A 14,600-nucleotide genomic window follows, 5' to 3' on the forward strand; every position below is an offset into this window, starting at 1 on the left:
TAAGGTGGAAATCACTGACTATCAAAACGTTATTCAAATGGTTCTTTAGACATTGAGTAACAAGCTCAATCGGATTTGAACTGCTTAGAAAAACATTCTCTCAAAGTAAAAGGTTGAACACTTAATACATACAAATAAAAAAGCCCATACCAAAAGGTGTGGGCTTTTTAAACCAGATAGGTTTGTATTTATTTGCGCAATTGACGGATAACGCGTAGCTGAGCAATTGCTTCAGCCAGTTGTGCCGCGGCAGCTTGGTGGTCAAGCTCTGAAGCTGCCCCTGATGCCATTTGAGTTTGCGCTTCACGCTTAGCTTCTTCAGCGGCTTGCTCATCTAGGTCTTCACCACGAATAGCAACGTCAGCAAGGACGGTTACTGTCTGTGGTTGAACTTCTAATGTGCCGCCAGCAACGTAGATTATCTCTTCGCTGCTGTCTGCTTTAACTAAACGTACCATACCAGGTTTTAGGCCAGTCAACAGTGGGGCGTGACCTGGGTGAATACCCAACTCACCTTCACTACCTGTCACTTGAATTGTAGCGACGCTACCAGAGAATACACTCTGCTCTGCACTTACTACGTCAAGTTGTACTGTCATTGCCATAATAACCCCCTAAATTACATGTTTTTTGCTTTATCAACTGCTTCGTCGATAGAACCAACCATGTAGAAAGCTTGCTCTGGCAGATCATCATACTCACCGTTTAAGATGCCGTTGAAGCCTGCGATAGTGTCTTTCAGTGAAACGTATTTACCTGACGCGCCTGTGAATACTTCAGCAACGAAGAACGGCTGAGATAGGAAACGTTGGATTTTACGTGCACGAGATACAACTTGCTTATCTTCATCAGAAAGCTCGTCCATACCTAGAATTGCGATGATGTCTTTAAGCTCTTTATAACGCTGAAGAACTGTCTGAACGCCACGTGCAGTATCATAGTGCTCTTGACCAATTACTTGTGGGTCAAGCTGACGAGATGATGAATCTAGTGGATCTACCGCTGGGTAAATACCAAGAGATGCAATATCACGTGAAAGTACAACTGTTGCATCTAAGTGAGCAAAGGTTGTAGCAGGAGATGGATCCGTCAAGTCATCCGCAGGTACGTATACCGCTTGGATTGATGTGATTGAACCCGCTTTAGTCGACGCGATACGCTCCTGAAGTACACCCATTTCTTCAGCGAGTGTAGGCTGGTAACCTACCGCTGATGGCATACGACCTAGAAGTGCTGATACTTCAGTACCTGCAAGTGTATAACGGTAGATATTATCTACGAAGAAAAGTACGTCACGACCTTCGTCACGGAACTTCTCTGCCATAGTAAGACCTGTCAGTGCAACACGTAAACGGTTACCTGGAGGCTCATTCATCTGACCGTATACAAGCGATACTTTATCAAGTACGTTTGAATCGTTCATTTCATGATAGAAATCGTTACCCTCACGAGTACGCTCACCAACACCTGCGAATACAGAGTAACCACTGTGCTCGATTGCGATGTTACGGATAAGTTCCATCATGTTTACGGTTTTACCTACACCGGCACCACCGAATAGTCCAACTTTACCACCTTTAGCGAACGGACATACAAGGTCGATTACCTTGATACCTGTTTCTAGTAGTTCGATTGAACTTGATTGCTCTTCATATGAAGGGGCTGCACGGTGAATTGACATACGCTCGTCTTCACCAATTGGACCTGCTTCATCGATTGGCTGACCCAATACGTCCATGATACGACCAAGGGTCTTTGTACCTACTGGAACTTTAATTGGCTCGCCAGTACCTTCTACTGTAGTGCTACGACGTAAACCATCAGTAGTACCTAGTGCGATTGCACGAACTACGCCGCCACCTAGTTGTTGTTGAACTTCTAGAGTCAAACCAACTAAGTCGCCTTCTGTAATTCTTACTGCTTCATATACAGCTGGCACGCTATCTTGTGGGAACTCAATGTCCACAACGGCGCCGATAATTTGGACGACCTTACCTAAACTCATGTCTATTCCTCTCGTTAAACTTTGCCGAAGCGTTATACCGCAGCCGAACCACTAACAATCTCACTGATCTCTTGTGTGATTGCAGCTTGACGTGCTTTGTTATAAATCAGTTGCAGCTCATCAATTAGGTCACCAGCATTATCAGTTGCGGCTTTCATCGCAACCATACGGGCAGCCTGTTCAGAGGCAGCATTCTCAACTACACCTTGGTACACTTGTGATTCAATGAAGCGTACTAACAGAGTCTCTAAAATAGCCTCTGGATTTGGCTCGTACAAGTAGTCCCAAGCGTGCGCTGATACTTCTTCTTCAGCTTTTGGCAAAGGTAATAACTGATCGATTACTGGCTCTTGCTTCATGGTATTTACAAAGTTGTTGTATACCACGAATAAACGGTCAATTTTTCCTTCAGCGAATGCATCAAGCATTACTTTAACAGGACCAATTACATCCTGAATTGAAGGTGCATCTCCAAGACCCGCTTTTTTAGCGAGTAGTTGACCACCGAAGCGTTGGAAGAAACCAGCAGCTTTGCCGCCTAGCGTTGCATATTCTGCGTCTACGCCTTTTTCTTTCCAAGCTTGTACGTCTTGTGTCACTTTTTTGAACTCATTCGTGTTCAAACCGCCACACAGACCACGGTCAGTAGAGATAACAATATAACCAACTCGCTTCACATCACGTTCTTCTAAGAACGGATGATGGAAGTCAAGATTAGCTTGAGCAACACGACCGATCACATTGCGTAAGTTCTCAGCATATGGACGGCTTGACGCCACACGGTCTTGCGCACGCTTCATTTTAGAAGCGGCAACCATTTCCATTGCGCTGGTGATCTTCTGAGTATTTTTAATACTCCCGATCTTGCTTTTAATCTCTTTTCCGCTGGCCATGACTCTCTCTCCGAATCAAGGTGAGTGTTAGCGATAACACCCACCATGCATAACTAAATTACCAAGTTTGCGTTGACTTGAACTTCTCAAGAAGTTCTTTCAACTGCGCTTCGATCTCGGCGTTGTAGTTACCTGTTTCATTGATTTGAGCCATTAGCTCTGCGTATGTGCTGTTTGCAAACCCAATTAGGCCTTCTTCGAAGTCACCGATTTTCGCGATTTCGATGTCTTGTAGGAAGCCTTTCTCAGCTGCAAATAGAGACAGAGACATTTCAGCAACAGACATTGGTGCGTATTGTTTCTGCTTCATTAGCTCAGTTACGCGCTCACCATGCTCAAGTTGAGCACGAGTTGCATCGTCAAGGTCAGAAGCGAACTGAGAGAACGCCGCTAGTTCACGGTATTGAGCTAGCGCTAGACGGATACCACCACCTAGTTTCTTAACGATTTTCGTTTGCGCAGCACCACCAACACGAGATACCGAGATACCCGCATTTACTGCAGGACGGATACCTGCGTTGAATAAGTCAGTTTCTAGGAAGATCTGACCATCGGTGATTGAGATAACGTTAGTAGGTACGAATGCAGAAACATCACCACCTTGAGTTTCAATGATAGGCAATGCTGTCAATGAACCTGTTTTACCTTTCACTTCACCGTTAGTGAACTTCTCTACGTAGTCAGCGTTTACACGCGATGCACGCTCTAGAAGACGCGAGTGAAGGTAGAATACGTCACCAGGGTATGCTTCACGACCTGGTGGACGCTTCAATAGCAATGAGATCTGACGATAAGCAACAGCTTGCTTAGACAGGTCATCATATACGATTAGTGCATCTTCACCGCGGTCACGGAAGTATTCACCCATAGTACAACCAGCAAATGGCGCTAAGAATTGAAGCGCTGCTGATTCTGAAGCTGATGCAACAACAACGATTGTGTTTTCAAGTGCACCATGTTCTTCAAGTTTACGTACTACGTTTGCAATCGTAGATGCTTTTTGACCAACCGCTACGTACACACACTTAACGCCTGTGCCTTTTTGGTTGATGATTGCATCGATTGCTAGTGCAGTTTTACCAGTCTGACGGTCACCGATAACCAGCTCACGCTGACCACGACCAACTGGGATCATTGCATCGATAGACTTATAACCAGTTTGTACTGGCTCGTCTACTGATTGACGCTCGATTACGCCTGGTGCAATTTTCTCAACTGGTTCAAAACCGTCGTTATCTAGTGCGCCTTTACCATCGATAGGCTGACCAAGTGTGTTTACAACACGACCAAGTAGACCACGACCAACAGGTACTTCTAGGATACGACCAGTAGATTGTACTTTTACGCCTTCTTTAAGGTCGGCGTAAGGACCCATTACTACTGCACCTACTGAGTCACGCTCAAGGTTTAGTGCGATAGCATAACGGTTGCCAGGAAGCTCGATCATCTCACCTTGCATACAGTCAGCTAGACCGTGGATGCGGATGATACCATCTGTAACAGATACAATTGTACCTTCGTTACGTGCTTCACTTACAACTTCAAACTGCTCAATACGTTGTTTGATCAGCGCAGAAATTTCTGTGGAATTAAGTTGCATGCTCATTTTCCCAATTACGATTGTAGCGAGGCCGCTAGGCGGTCAAGTTTGCCACGGACAGTTCCGTCAATAACGGTGTCACCAGCTTTGATCACAAGGCCGCTAACTACGGCTTCGTCGATGCTACAATTCAGCTTAACTTTGCGTGCGAAACGTTTTTCAAGTGCCGCGACCAATTTGTCTTGCTGTTCACCAGCAAGTTCAGTTGCAGAAATCACGTCAACGTCGATTTCTTTGTCATATTCTGCTTTAAATTCAGCAAAAATATCAGCAACTGCTGGAATGGCGGCTAAACGCTCATTTTCGGCCATCAGCTTGATAAGATTCTGACCCTGTTCGTTGAGTTGCTCAGAACATACTTTCAGTAATACATCAGTTTGTTCTGCAGCAGTTGGCATGCTTGCAAGCAAAGAAGCCACTTGCTCATCACTGGCCACTTGGCCAGCGAAGAACAACATGTCATTCCAAGCGTCAACATTGCCTTTTTCAACAGCAAGTTCAAAAGCCGCTTTAGCGTATGGGCGAGCGATAGTAGTCAATTCAGACATGCTCATACCCTCCGTTACAGCTCAGCGACAAGTTTTTCAACGATGTCACTGTGTGCGGCTTGATTGATTTCACGCTCTAAAATCTTCTCAGCGCCAACCACTGCCAGAGTAGCAACTTGCTTACGCAGGTCCTCTGTCACACGGCTTCGCTCTGATTCAACTTCAGAGTGTCCTTGAGCAATAATTTTTTCACGCTCTTGCTGACCACGAGTTGTCTCTTCGTCAACAATTAACGCTGCACGCTTTTTAGCTTGATCAATGATATCAGCCGCTTGAGTTTTTGCTTCTGTCAACTGCTCTGCAGCTTCTAGACGCACACGTTCAAGTTCTTTTTCGGCTTTATCAGAGGCAGCTAAACCATCTTCGATTTTTTTCTGGCGAGCTTCAATTGCACCATTTAGTGGTGGCCATACGAACTTCATACAAAATAATACGAAGACCGTAAACGCAATTAATTCACCGATAAGAGTGGCGTTTAAGTTCACAACCGCTCCTCCTTAAATAGTAAGCTGTTCAAAAAGTTAAATTAAAGTACGAACAACAATACCATCGCGATACCAACACCGATCATTGCTACGGCATCGATTAGACCAGCTAGGATGAACATCTTAACCTGTAGTGAAGGCGCAAGTTCAGGCTGACGAGCACATGCTTCTAGGAATTTACCACCCATGTTACCGAAGCCGATCGCTGTACCGATAGCACCGAAGCCGATAAGTAGAGCAACTGCGATGTACTTAAGACCTAATACTAGTTCCATTTTTTTCTCCAAAGTTTCAATTGTAAATTAAAGTTAAAATATAAAATAAAAATTAATGATTATCTGAGCTCGCCATGCTTAGGTATACGATGGTAAGCATCATAAATACGAATGCTTGCAGAACGATTACTAAGATGTGGAATACAGCCCAAATGAAGTGCAACGGTAGTTGCATTAAACCAACTGCGCCGATCAAGATGAAAATCAACTCACCAGCGTATAAGTTACCGAACAAACGAAGTGCTAACGAGAACGGCTTCGCAACCAGCGCAATCGTCTCAAGTAGCAAGTTAAACGGGATCAAAATAACTTGAACCAGTTTGTTATTTGAACTGAACGGGTGCAACGTAAGCTCTTTAATAAAGCCACCGATGCCTTTGATTTTAATTGAGTACCCGATCATCAATAAAAACACACCAATCGCAAGCGCAGCGGTCAAGTTGATATCAGTAGTTGGTACAATTTTCATGTACACATCATGTGAATCCATACCGAATGCGGTTTCGCCAACTAAGCCAGCAAATGCAGGTAGGAAATCGACAGGTATTAAGTCCATTAGGTTCATTAAGAACACCCAAACAAAGATTGTTAGCGCTAATGGAGCTATAAGTTTGCTACTACCATGATAAGTGTCACGTACGTTGTCACCAACGAACTCCACGATCATTTCAATGAAACACTGAAATTTACCCGGTACACCTGTGGTAGATTTAGAAGCGGCACTACGGAAGATCCATAAAAATATCAGACCTAAACCGATTGACCATGCGAGGGTATCTACGTGCCATGTCCAGAAACCACTATCCGCACATGCTTTATTGAAGGCAAGACCGGCGTCGGTCGAACACATCTTGGCATTGGTCAAGTGATGCTGAATATGGCTTGATAGAGTAACTTCTTCTGCAGCCATGTTTTATCCCAAAAGTTAATGATTAAAAAAAATCGGTGCCAACCATTGTGTGAACATCACCAGTATGTAACAGCAAAAAAATGGCAGTGCCATGACTGAAAAATACTTAAATACCAGTGCGAACAAACACACAGTCAGCAAAAACTTTAATCCATTGCCTCGTTTTATCGAGTCAAATACTTGCTCTGCTTTACTCGCCCCCATATATCTAAAGGCGTATAAAGCGAACACTAAGCTAGGCAGTACTGAGACTAGGCCTCCTGCTATTGCAGATGCCCCCGCATGCACTCCCCAAGCTATTAAAACTATTACTGCAGCGACGATTGCTACGATACCCTGAAGTAATACGCCTTTTAATGCGGCTCGTCTATACGGGCCAGCTAACGAATGAGTCACTTTTTATTAACCTTTATGACCTTAAACTTAATCAGGGTATGAAAACTGGCGAAATTATACTTATTTTTGGTGATTTTGCAACTTGAAGAGACGAATAGTGGCGCTTTTTCAGCACCACTATTGTTTATTTATTGGTCATTCTGGCGGTTGTTGCATGTCTGGATGAATGCGGCCCAAGATACCATCGAGTTCATTCAAGCTAGTGTAAGAAATCACCAGCTTGCCTTTGCCACGATTATTATAGTTAATTTCCACTTTAGCGCCTAAATTTTCGCCTAATTGTTGCTCTAACAATCTGACATCAGGGTCCTTTTCCTTTGTTTCTTTTTTGTCCACAGGCTCTAAAATACTGCGCACTAACCTCTCTGTTTCACGCACCGTTAAGGCTTTTGCGACAGCTGTTCGCGCCACCTCAGATTGCGCTTCGCCTGAGAGTGCTAATAGGCAGCGTGCATGGCCCATTTCTATATCGCCATGCTCCAACAATATTTTAACATCATCATTGAGATTATTAAGACGTAACAGATTTGTCACCGTTGTACGCGACTTGCCCACCGCCTCGGCAACCTGTTGATGTGTTAATTCAAATTCGGTGAGTAAACGATGCAGTGCAACCGCTTCTTCCATGGCGTTTAAATCTTCGCGCTGAATATTTTCAATCAATGCTATCGCCACAGCCGCTTCGTCAGCGACTTGCTTTAAAATACACGGCACCATACTTAGCTGAGCTAATTGCGCGGCACGCCAACGTCGTTCACCCGCAATGATCTCATAATCCGTATCACTAATGTGGCGCACCACAATCGGTTGTAAAATACCTTGAGAGCGAATTGACCCTGCCAACTCTTCTAACGCTTGTTCTGACATGTCTTTACGGGGCTGGTATTTACCTGGTCGTAAATATTCGATAGGTAACCGCTGCAACTCACCATCAACCGGCATGGTTGTTGTTGGTGGTTGGGGCTCACTTGTTTTACTGTCAGCCTCAGTTATTTCACTTACCACCGGCTCAGATGAAGGAGCTGGTTTTGCTGAGCTTAGTAAGGCATCCAAACCTCGCCCTAAACCACGTTTTTTAACCGACATGTTATTATTATCCTCTTAGGCAACCGCAGCAGATTGCTTTTCTTTTCGGCGTAGCATCTCTCCAGCTAACGCCAAATATGCTTTTGCACCACTGGATGCCCTATCGTAATACATCGCAGGTGCGCCAAAACTTGGCGCCTCAGCTAATCTCACATTACGTGGGATCACAGTGCGGTACACTTTTTCGCCAAAGTGTTGTTTCAGCTGTTCTGAAACATCATTGGCTAAACGATTGCGAGGATCATACATGGTGCGTAAAATCCCCTCAATCTGTAAATTCGGATTTACCAGCTTTGCCAGCTGAGTGATCGTGTCCATCAATGCCGTTAACCCCTCTAGTGCGTAATATTCGCACTGCATAGGCACTAAAATAGAATCAGCCGCAGCCATTGCATTGACTGTCAGCATATTCAGTGAGGGTGGACAATCAATAAAAATAAATTCATATTGATCTTGAATGGACTCGAGTGCATTTCTTAAGCGCACTTCGCGCGCAAAGAGCTCCATCAATTTAACTTCCGCCGCGGTAACATCTCCGTTGGCAGCAATTAAATGATATTCACCCGACGTGTCTTTACTGATCACATCTGCTATCGCTGCTTCTTCTATCAGCAAATCATAAATGGTGGGCACATCGCCATACTTATCAATACCACTGCCCATGGTTGCATTACCTTGTGGGTCTAGGTCAATAAGTAACACTTTACGTTTGGTCGCAGCCATCGATGCGGCTAAATTTACAGCCGTGGTGGTTTTGCCAACGCCACCTTTTTGGTTTGCAATTGCAATAACTTTTGCCACAGTGTCCTCGGAAAGCTTAGTCTTTAGAAAGAATAATTAAATGTCGCTCAGCATCCAGTTCTGGAACTTCTAAGCTAATCTTTTGCTCAAAGTGCACACCTGTTGGCAAGCTGTCTAACTCTTGCTCAGGAAGTTGACCTTTTAGCGCAATAAAGCGACCAGAATTATCAATTAGGTGCTCACACCACTGCACCATATCTTGTAATGATGCAAATGCGCGGCTAAGCACACCATCTAATTTAACACTTGGCAGATAATCTTCAACACGAGACTGAACAGGAGTGACATTATCTAAACCAAGTGCATGTTTTACCTGCATTAAAAAACGAACTCGTTTACCAAGGCTATCAAGTAATACAAAGTGCGTATCAGGCAAAGCAATGGCCAATACGATGCCCGGTAATCCTGGACCCGTACCAACATCAATATACTGTTTGCCAGATAAGTGAGGGGCAACCATGAGTGAATCCATAATGTGTTTAACTACCATTTCACTCGGATTGCGTACAGAGGTTAAATTGTAAGCTTTATTCCATTTGTCTAATAATTCAACATACTGCACTAGCTGCTGCTGTTGAAGTTCAGTAAGCGCAATATCCGTCTGCGCTAATAAAGAAGATAGTTGTCGATGTAACACGAGATCCCATTGCCGTTACGCTGACTTGCGCAACAGCCCTTGCTTTTTCAGATACACTAATAATAGCGAAATAGCTGCTGGGGTGATACCAGAAATACGAGAAGCTTGGCCAATGGTGTCTGGTCGAGCATCGGTTAGCTTCGCAACGACCTCATTTGATAGGCCACTTACTTGGCTGTAATCAAACTCTTTTGGTAGTAATGACTCTTCATGACGCAATTGTTTGTTGATCTCATCTTGTTGACGCGCAATGTAACCTGCATACTTGGTTTGGATCTCAACTTGTTCTAATGCTTGAATATTGGTCGCATCAGATCCTAATCCTTCAATCCCCGTCAGATCATGATAATTGATCTCTGGGCGACGGATAAGATCCTCCAAACTGGCTTCTCGTGTTAATGGCGTTTTAAGTAACGCGTTTACTTGATCGATGGCTGGATGATCTTTATGGATCCATGTTGCTTTTAAACGCTGCGCTTCTTGTTCCATTACTTCAAGTTTGTTGTTAAATGCAGCCCATCTTTCATCATCAACTAAACCAAGCTCTCGGCCTTTTTCAGTCAAACGTAAATCAGCGTTATCCTCACGTAATAATAATCGGTATTCAGCACGACTAGTAAACATACGGTACGGTTCTTTGGTACCAAGCGTCGCTAAGTCGTCAATTAATACACCTGTGTATGCTTGATCGCGGCGTGGTGTCCAAGCATCTTTACCTTGTATTTGTAATGCTGCGTTCATCCCAGCTATCAAGCCTTGCGCACCAGCTTCTTCATAACCGGTAGTGCCGTTTATTTGACCAGCAAAGAATAAACCATTAATAAATTTAGTTTCTAAAGATTGTTTTAAATCTCTAGGATCAAAAAAGTCGTACTCAATTGCATAACCAGGGCGACAGATATGGGCATTTTCGAAGCCTTTAATTGATTGCACAATGTGTAATTGCACATCAAAGGGTAAGCTGGTGGAAATGCCATTTGGATACAGCTCATAGGACGTTAACCCTTCAGGCTCTACAAATATTTGGTGCTTATCTTTGTCAGCAAATCGAACTATTTTATCTTCGATTGATGGACAGTACCTTGGGCCTATACCTTCAATAACGCCTGCATACATCGGAGAACGGTGTAAATTTTCACGGATCACATCATGCGTTTTTTCATTTGTGTAAGTGATATAACATGGGATCTGTTGTGGATGATCTGATTGTTTACCCATAAATGAAAATGTAGGGGTTGGCGTATCACCTGGTTGCGCTTGCATAACCGAGAAATCAACCGTTCGGGCATCAATACGTGGCGGTGTACCCGTTTTTAATCTATCAACACGAAATGGTAATTCACGTAACCTATCAGCAAGCGCTATCGATGGTGGATCGCCTGCTCTTCCTCCTTTAAAGTTTTCCATGCCAATATGGATTTGGCCACCTAAAAATGTTCCCACTGTCAGTACCACAGAATGTGCACTGAAACGCAGTCCCATTTGAGTTACAACGCCTTTCACTTTATCTTGTTCAACGATTAAGTCATCACAAGATTGTTGGAAAATCTTTAGGTTATCTTGATTTTGCAAAATGGTTTGAATTTCAGCTTTGTATAAGACACGGTCAGCTTGAGCACGTGTTGCCCTTACCGCTGGTCCTTTAGACGAATTCAGAGTTCTAAATTGAATACCCCCTTTGTCTATCGCTTTCGCCATAGCCCCGCCTAATGCATCAATTTCTTTTACTAAATGGCCTTTGCCAATACCACCTATTGCGGGGTTACATGACATTTGACCCAGAGTATCCATATTGTGTGTTAACAATAAGGTGTTCATACCCATTCTAGCAGCAGCAAGGGCAGCTTCTGTACCTGCATGTCCGCCACCAACTACAATAACGTCAAAATGTTCATGATAAATCATTTACGGGATCCTACTTAAAAATTACCGGTTCGATTTTGAAAGGATGCGTATTCTACCTAGAAATACTCAGAAGTGAAATGACTAAATAGTAACCAATGAGTAAAAAAGCTCAAAAGAGATCTTTTAATATAAATAAGATCTTTTTAAAGATCTTTATTAGATCTTACTACTAGTGATCCGCTTTTCTGTGAGTAAGGTGAAATACCTATTTAACAGCAAAGACTTAGATCAGATCAATTAGTGTGAATAGGATCGGATCAAGTGTCTGATAAGCTCTGATCAAAATGGCTCTTTATACACAGGGCGGGATCATCATATAATTATCCCAAGGATAACTATGGTTAGATCTGCAGTTAGATCAATGGTTATCCACAATATGATCTTAAAATCTATAAAAATGTGTATAACTTATGTGTAAAAGATCAATGAGAGCTACTGAGATACAGTAAGTGCATTACTAAATTGCGGTAACCAACTTAACGCAGTGTCTTCTGGAAGTGCTTCATCTAATACATTGATCTCTAAAACAGGCAACAAATTTGTTGCACCTTTATCTACCAATAACTGTGCAATATTTTTTGCTGCATGGTTATACGTGTCATAGCTGGTATCACCCAACCCGACGACAGCAAATTGCTTAGAGCTCAAACTACTTTGCTGATTTACTTGATCAATAAATGGCAATAAGTTCTCTGGATAATCACCTGCACCATAGGTTGAAGTTACGATTAACCAGTGATCATGTTCACACTGTGCCAAGTCAGGTTGCTCGTGTAAATTTGCAACAACCCCTTGACTTTCTAGGGCTTCTTTTAGTTGATCAGCAACATATTCAGCTGATCCCATTTGACTTCCAACGATGATCTCTAATTGTGTCATTATAATTGATCAAGTAATTTTAATGACGTCATCATATAGAGCCTGTGGAAGAAGTAAAGAGGTGCGTAAATTGATTGGATAAAAAATAGCGTGCACTTTTTGCTCAATTTAAAGGTGTTTTTCTTAACTTGTTGTATTTAAATAAATTAATAAAATATTCCAAGCATCTTTTTAGTGGGCTTTGTGTGGATAAACTGAGTAAATCTTTGCGATAAGTTTATTCCTCAAGCACCTACTAAACACCATTTTAGTGTGTTTTGGCTATTTTTAGCTAGGTAATTGGCTATGTGGACAACTTTGTTGTGAATAACGATCAAGTGATTGGTTTCGATCTATTTTTTAGATCTATAAAGTTAGATCAATATATTAAAATAATCTAAAAATGGCAGGATCTGATCTGTAATAACGATGCTGAGTACTCGGCTATAGAAAATTAGCCTGTTATTTACGCATGAAATATTGGTTTTTTACGTCCTGGAGCGCGTTTTTTCGCGTGTAGATCCAAAAACGGTGTTAATTCGAGCTGATATACATTTAAGTTATGGGATAAACCGGCCGCGTAAAAATAAGGTGTGGGCAGTACCGATTGTGTAAGAAACGAATGTCCGATAAATATAGCTTACTTAGTAAGCTATATTTGAATATAAATACAGAGGGTTACGGTTACTTTAATGCGGTCAAAGTATTTAGCTGATCATGTATCTAATGTTGTGTGTGAGTGGTCGAGAGAGTATTCGATGAGGTGTAAAAAAGGGGAGTGCTCCCCTTAATTTTGTTCGAAAGTGGTTATTTACCAATACAAAATGAGCTGAAGATCTTACCCAGTAAATCATCGGAGGTGAATTCACCCGTAATTTCATTTAAATATTGCTGAGTTAAACGCAGTTCTTCAGCAAGGATCTCGCCTGCGATATGCATCTCTAGCTGCGTTTTACCTATATCTAAATGTTCAGCTGAACGTTCTAACGCATCTAAATGACGGCGACGTGCCATAAAGCCACCTTCCGTAACTCCCTGAAAACCAATGCATGCTTTGAGATGATCCCGTAGTAAATCGATGCCATCGGTATTTTTTGCACTTAAGCGTAAGACAGGGTAGTTGTCTTGTTGACACATACCGACTGTTTCTTGTGATAAATCGATTTTATTACGCACTACGGTAACGGCCATACCTTGCGGTAAACGTGCCATAAACTCAGGCCAAATTTGCATCGGATCAGTGTGTTCGGTGTCAGTACCATCGACCATAAAGAGTACGTGATCGGCTTGGCTTATTTCATCCCAGGCACGCTCAATACCAATTTGCTCTACTTTGTCGGGGCTATCACGCAGTCCAGCTGTATCAATTATGTGCAGTGGCATTCCATCTATATGAATATGTTCACGCAGTACGTCACGGGTTGTACCTGCAATGTCTGTCACGATAGCGGCTTCTCGGCCAGCTAATGCGTTAAGTAAGCTGGATTTACCTGCATTTGGACGGCCCGCGATCACTACACGCATACCTTCTCGCATGATACTCCCTTGCTTAGCTTGTTTACGGACTTCATTAAGTTGTGCGATGATCGCGTTTAAATCCCCACTCACTTTCCCGTCAGATAAAAAGTCTATTTCTTCATCTGGAAAGTCGATAGCGGCTTCTACATACATACGTAAATGGATAACCTTTTCCACCAGCGTATTAATATGATTAGAAAAATCACCTTGTAAAGAATGAAGCGCACTTTTTGCTGCTTGTTCACTGGTCGCATTTATGAGATCGGCGATGGCTTCTGCTTGGGTGAGATCCATTTTGTCGTTTAAAAAAGCACGCTCTGAAAACTCTCCTGGCTGCGCTAAGCGCACCCCCGAAATTTGGCAAATTTCTTTGAGTAGCATATCAATAACAACAGGACCACCATGGCCTTGTAACTCTAAAACATCTTCGCCGGTGAAGGAGTTAGGGCCAGCAAAATACAGTGCAATGCCTTGATCTAATTGCTCACCTTGTAAGGTGTTGAATGGTAAGTATTCTGCATAACGTGTTTTTGGGCATTTTCCTACGACTTGCTCGGCGACTTGAGTTGCTAATGTACCCGATACGCGAATAATTCCTACACCGCCGCGTCCCGGTGCGGTGGCTTGAGCTACGATGGTGTCTTGTGTGTTCATAAGGCCATTTATTTAGCGTTTATATTGTC

The 14,600-nt window shown here is 42.9% G+C and carries 15 protein-coding genes; all 15 read right to left on the reverse strand.

What is annotated here, in order from left to right; translation table 11 throughout:
* Positions 1–188: 188 nt before the first annotated feature.
* The 15 genes from CWC18_RS03910 to mnmE all read right to left on the reverse strand — a co-directional run bounded on the left by CWC18_RS03910 (position 189) and on the right by mnmE (position 14,571).
* Entirely contained in the window at positions 189–608 is a 420-nt protein-coding gene (locus CWC18_RS03910; protein WP_040698348.1) for a F0F1 ATP synthase subunit epsilon, read from the reverse strand.
* 11 nt (positions 609–619) lie between these two features.
* Complete coding sequence (gene atpD / locus CWC18_RS03915; RefSeq protein ID WP_138674757.1) at positions 620–2,005, reverse strand: F0F1 ATP synthase subunit beta; 1,386 nt, start codon at positions 2,003–2,005, stop codon at positions 620–622.
* Between the two features lie 32 nt (positions 2,006–2,037).
* Positions 2,038–2,898 carry a F0F1 ATP synthase subunit gamma gene (gene atpG, locus CWC18_RS03920; protein ID WP_138674758.1) on the reverse strand — a complete coding sequence of 287 codons (861 nt, stop codon included), beginning with the start codon at positions 2,896–2,898 and terminating at the stop codon, positions 2,038–2,040.
* A gap of 58 nt (positions 2,899–2,956) precedes the next feature.
* On the reverse strand, positions 2,957–4,498 hold the full coding sequence (gene atpA, locus CWC18_RS03925) for a F0F1 ATP synthase subunit alpha (protein ID WP_010366186.1): 1,542 nt from the start codon (positions 4,496–4,498) through the stop codon (positions 2,957–2,959).
* Positions 4,499–4,512: 14 nt separating this feature from the next.
* A complete protein-coding gene (gene atpH / locus CWC18_RS03930; protein WP_010366188.1) occupies positions 4,513–5,046 on the reverse strand; it encodes a F0F1 ATP synthase subunit delta in 534 nt (177 codons plus the stop codon).
* Between the two features lie 14 nt (positions 5,047–5,060).
* Positions 5,061–5,531: a F0F1 ATP synthase subunit B gene (gene atpF / locus CWC18_RS03935; RefSeq protein WP_010366190.1), complete on the reverse strand. Its 471-nt coding sequence runs from the start codon at positions 5,529–5,531 to the stop codon at positions 5,061–5,063.
* A gap of 41 nt (positions 5,532–5,572) precedes the next feature.
* Entirely contained in the window at positions 5,573–5,806 is a 234-nt protein-coding gene (atpE, locus tag CWC18_RS03940; RefSeq protein ID WP_004335261.1) for a F0F1 ATP synthase subunit C, read from the reverse strand.
* A 52-nt stretch (positions 5,807–5,858) separates the two neighbouring features.
* Positions 5,859–6,716 carry a F0F1 ATP synthase subunit A gene (atpB, locus tag CWC18_RS03945; protein ID WP_138674759.1) on the reverse strand — a complete coding sequence of 286 codons (858 nt, stop codon included), beginning with the start codon at positions 6,714–6,716 and terminating at the stop codon, positions 5,859–5,861.
* Between the two features lie 15 nt (positions 6,717–6,731).
* On the reverse strand, positions 6,732–7,112 hold the full coding sequence (locus tag CWC18_RS03950; RefSeq protein WP_010366214.1) for an ATP synthase subunit I: 381 nt from the start codon (positions 7,110–7,112) through the stop codon (positions 6,732–6,734).
* A gap of 135 nt (positions 7,113–7,247) precedes the next feature.
* On the reverse strand, positions 7,248–8,198 hold the full coding sequence (locus CWC18_RS03955) for a ParB/RepB/Spo0J family partition protein (RefSeq protein WP_138589423.1): 951 nt from the start codon (positions 8,196–8,198) through the stop codon (positions 7,248–7,250).
* 15 nt (positions 8,199–8,213) lie between these two features.
* Positions 8,214–8,999, reverse strand: a complete 786-nt coding sequence (locus tag CWC18_RS03960; RefSeq protein WP_138589424.1) for a ParA family protein — start codon at positions 8,997–8,999, stop codon at positions 8,214–8,216.
* Positions 9,000–9,015: 16 nt separating this feature from the next.
* On the reverse strand, positions 9,016–9,636 hold the full coding sequence (rsmG, locus tag CWC18_RS03965) for a 16S rRNA (guanine(527)-N(7))-methyltransferase RsmG (protein WP_138674760.1): 621 nt from the start codon (positions 9,634–9,636) through the stop codon (positions 9,016–9,018).
* 15 nt (positions 9,637–9,651) lie between these two features.
* Positions 9,652–11,541, reverse strand: a complete 1,890-nt coding sequence (mnmG, locus tag CWC18_RS03970; protein ID WP_138589426.1) for a tRNA uridine-5-carboxymethylaminomethyl(34) synthesis enzyme MnmG — start codon at positions 11,539–11,541, stop codon at positions 9,652–9,654.
* 432 nt (positions 11,542–11,973) lie between these two features.
* Positions 11,974–12,420, reverse strand: coding sequence for a flavodoxin domain-containing protein (locus CWC18_RS03975; RefSeq protein ID WP_138589427.1), 447 nt, complete (start codon positions 12,418–12,420; stop codon positions 11,974–11,976).
* A gap of 786 nt (positions 12,421–13,206) precedes the next feature.
* Positions 13,207–14,571 (reverse strand): tRNA uridine-5-carboxymethylaminomethyl(34) synthesis GTPase MnmE, encoded by a 1,365-nt coding sequence (mnmE, locus tag CWC18_RS03980; RefSeq protein ID WP_138674761.1) that lies wholly within the window; start codon positions 14,569–14,571, stop codon positions 13,207–13,209.
* Between the last annotated feature and the right edge of the window lie 29 nt (positions 14,572–14,600).

It is taken from the genome of Pseudoalteromonas aurantia, from assembly GCF_005886875.1.
GTDB lineage: Bacteria > Pseudomonadota > Gammaproteobacteria > Enterobacterales > Alteromonadaceae > Pseudoalteromonas > Pseudoalteromonas aurantia_A.

Coding starts and splice junctions, on each gene's coding strand:
- atpG (WP_138674758.1), bottom strand. CDS start 2,898: ATGGCCAGCGGAAAAGAGATTAAAAGCAAGATCGGGAGTATTAAAAAT.
- atpB (WP_138674759.1), bottom strand. CDS start 6,716: ATGGCTGCAGAAGAAGTTACTCTATCAAGCCATATTCAGCATCACTTG.
- atpA (WP_010366186.1), bottom strand. CDS start 4,498: ATGCAACTTAATTCCACAGAAATTTCTGCGCTGATCAAACAACGTATT.
- CWC18_RS03955 (WP_138589423.1), bottom strand. CDS start 8,198: ATGTCGGTTAAAAAACGTGGTTTAGGGCGAGGTTTGGATGCCTTACTA.
- atpE (WP_004335261.1), bottom strand. CDS start 5,806: ATGGAACTAGTATTAGGTCTTAAGTACATCGCAGTTGCTCTACTTATC.
- atpH (WP_010366188.1), bottom strand. CDS start 5,046: ATGTCTGAATTGACTACTATCGCTCGCCCATACGCTAAAGCGGCTTTT.
- mnmG (WP_138589426.1), bottom strand. CDS start 11,541: ATGATTTATCATGAACATTTTGACGTTATTGTAGTTGGTGGCGGACAT.
- CWC18_RS03975 (WP_138589427.1), bottom strand. CDS start 12,420: ATGACACAATTAGAGATCATCGTTGGAAGTCAAATGGGATCAGCTGAA.
- mnmE (WP_138674761.1), bottom strand. CDS start 14,571: ATGAACACACAAGACACCATCGTAGCTCAAGCCACCGCACCGGGACGC.
- atpD (WP_138674757.1), bottom strand. CDS start 2,005: ATGAGTTTAGGTAAGGTCGTCCAAATTATCGGCGCCGTTGTGGACATT.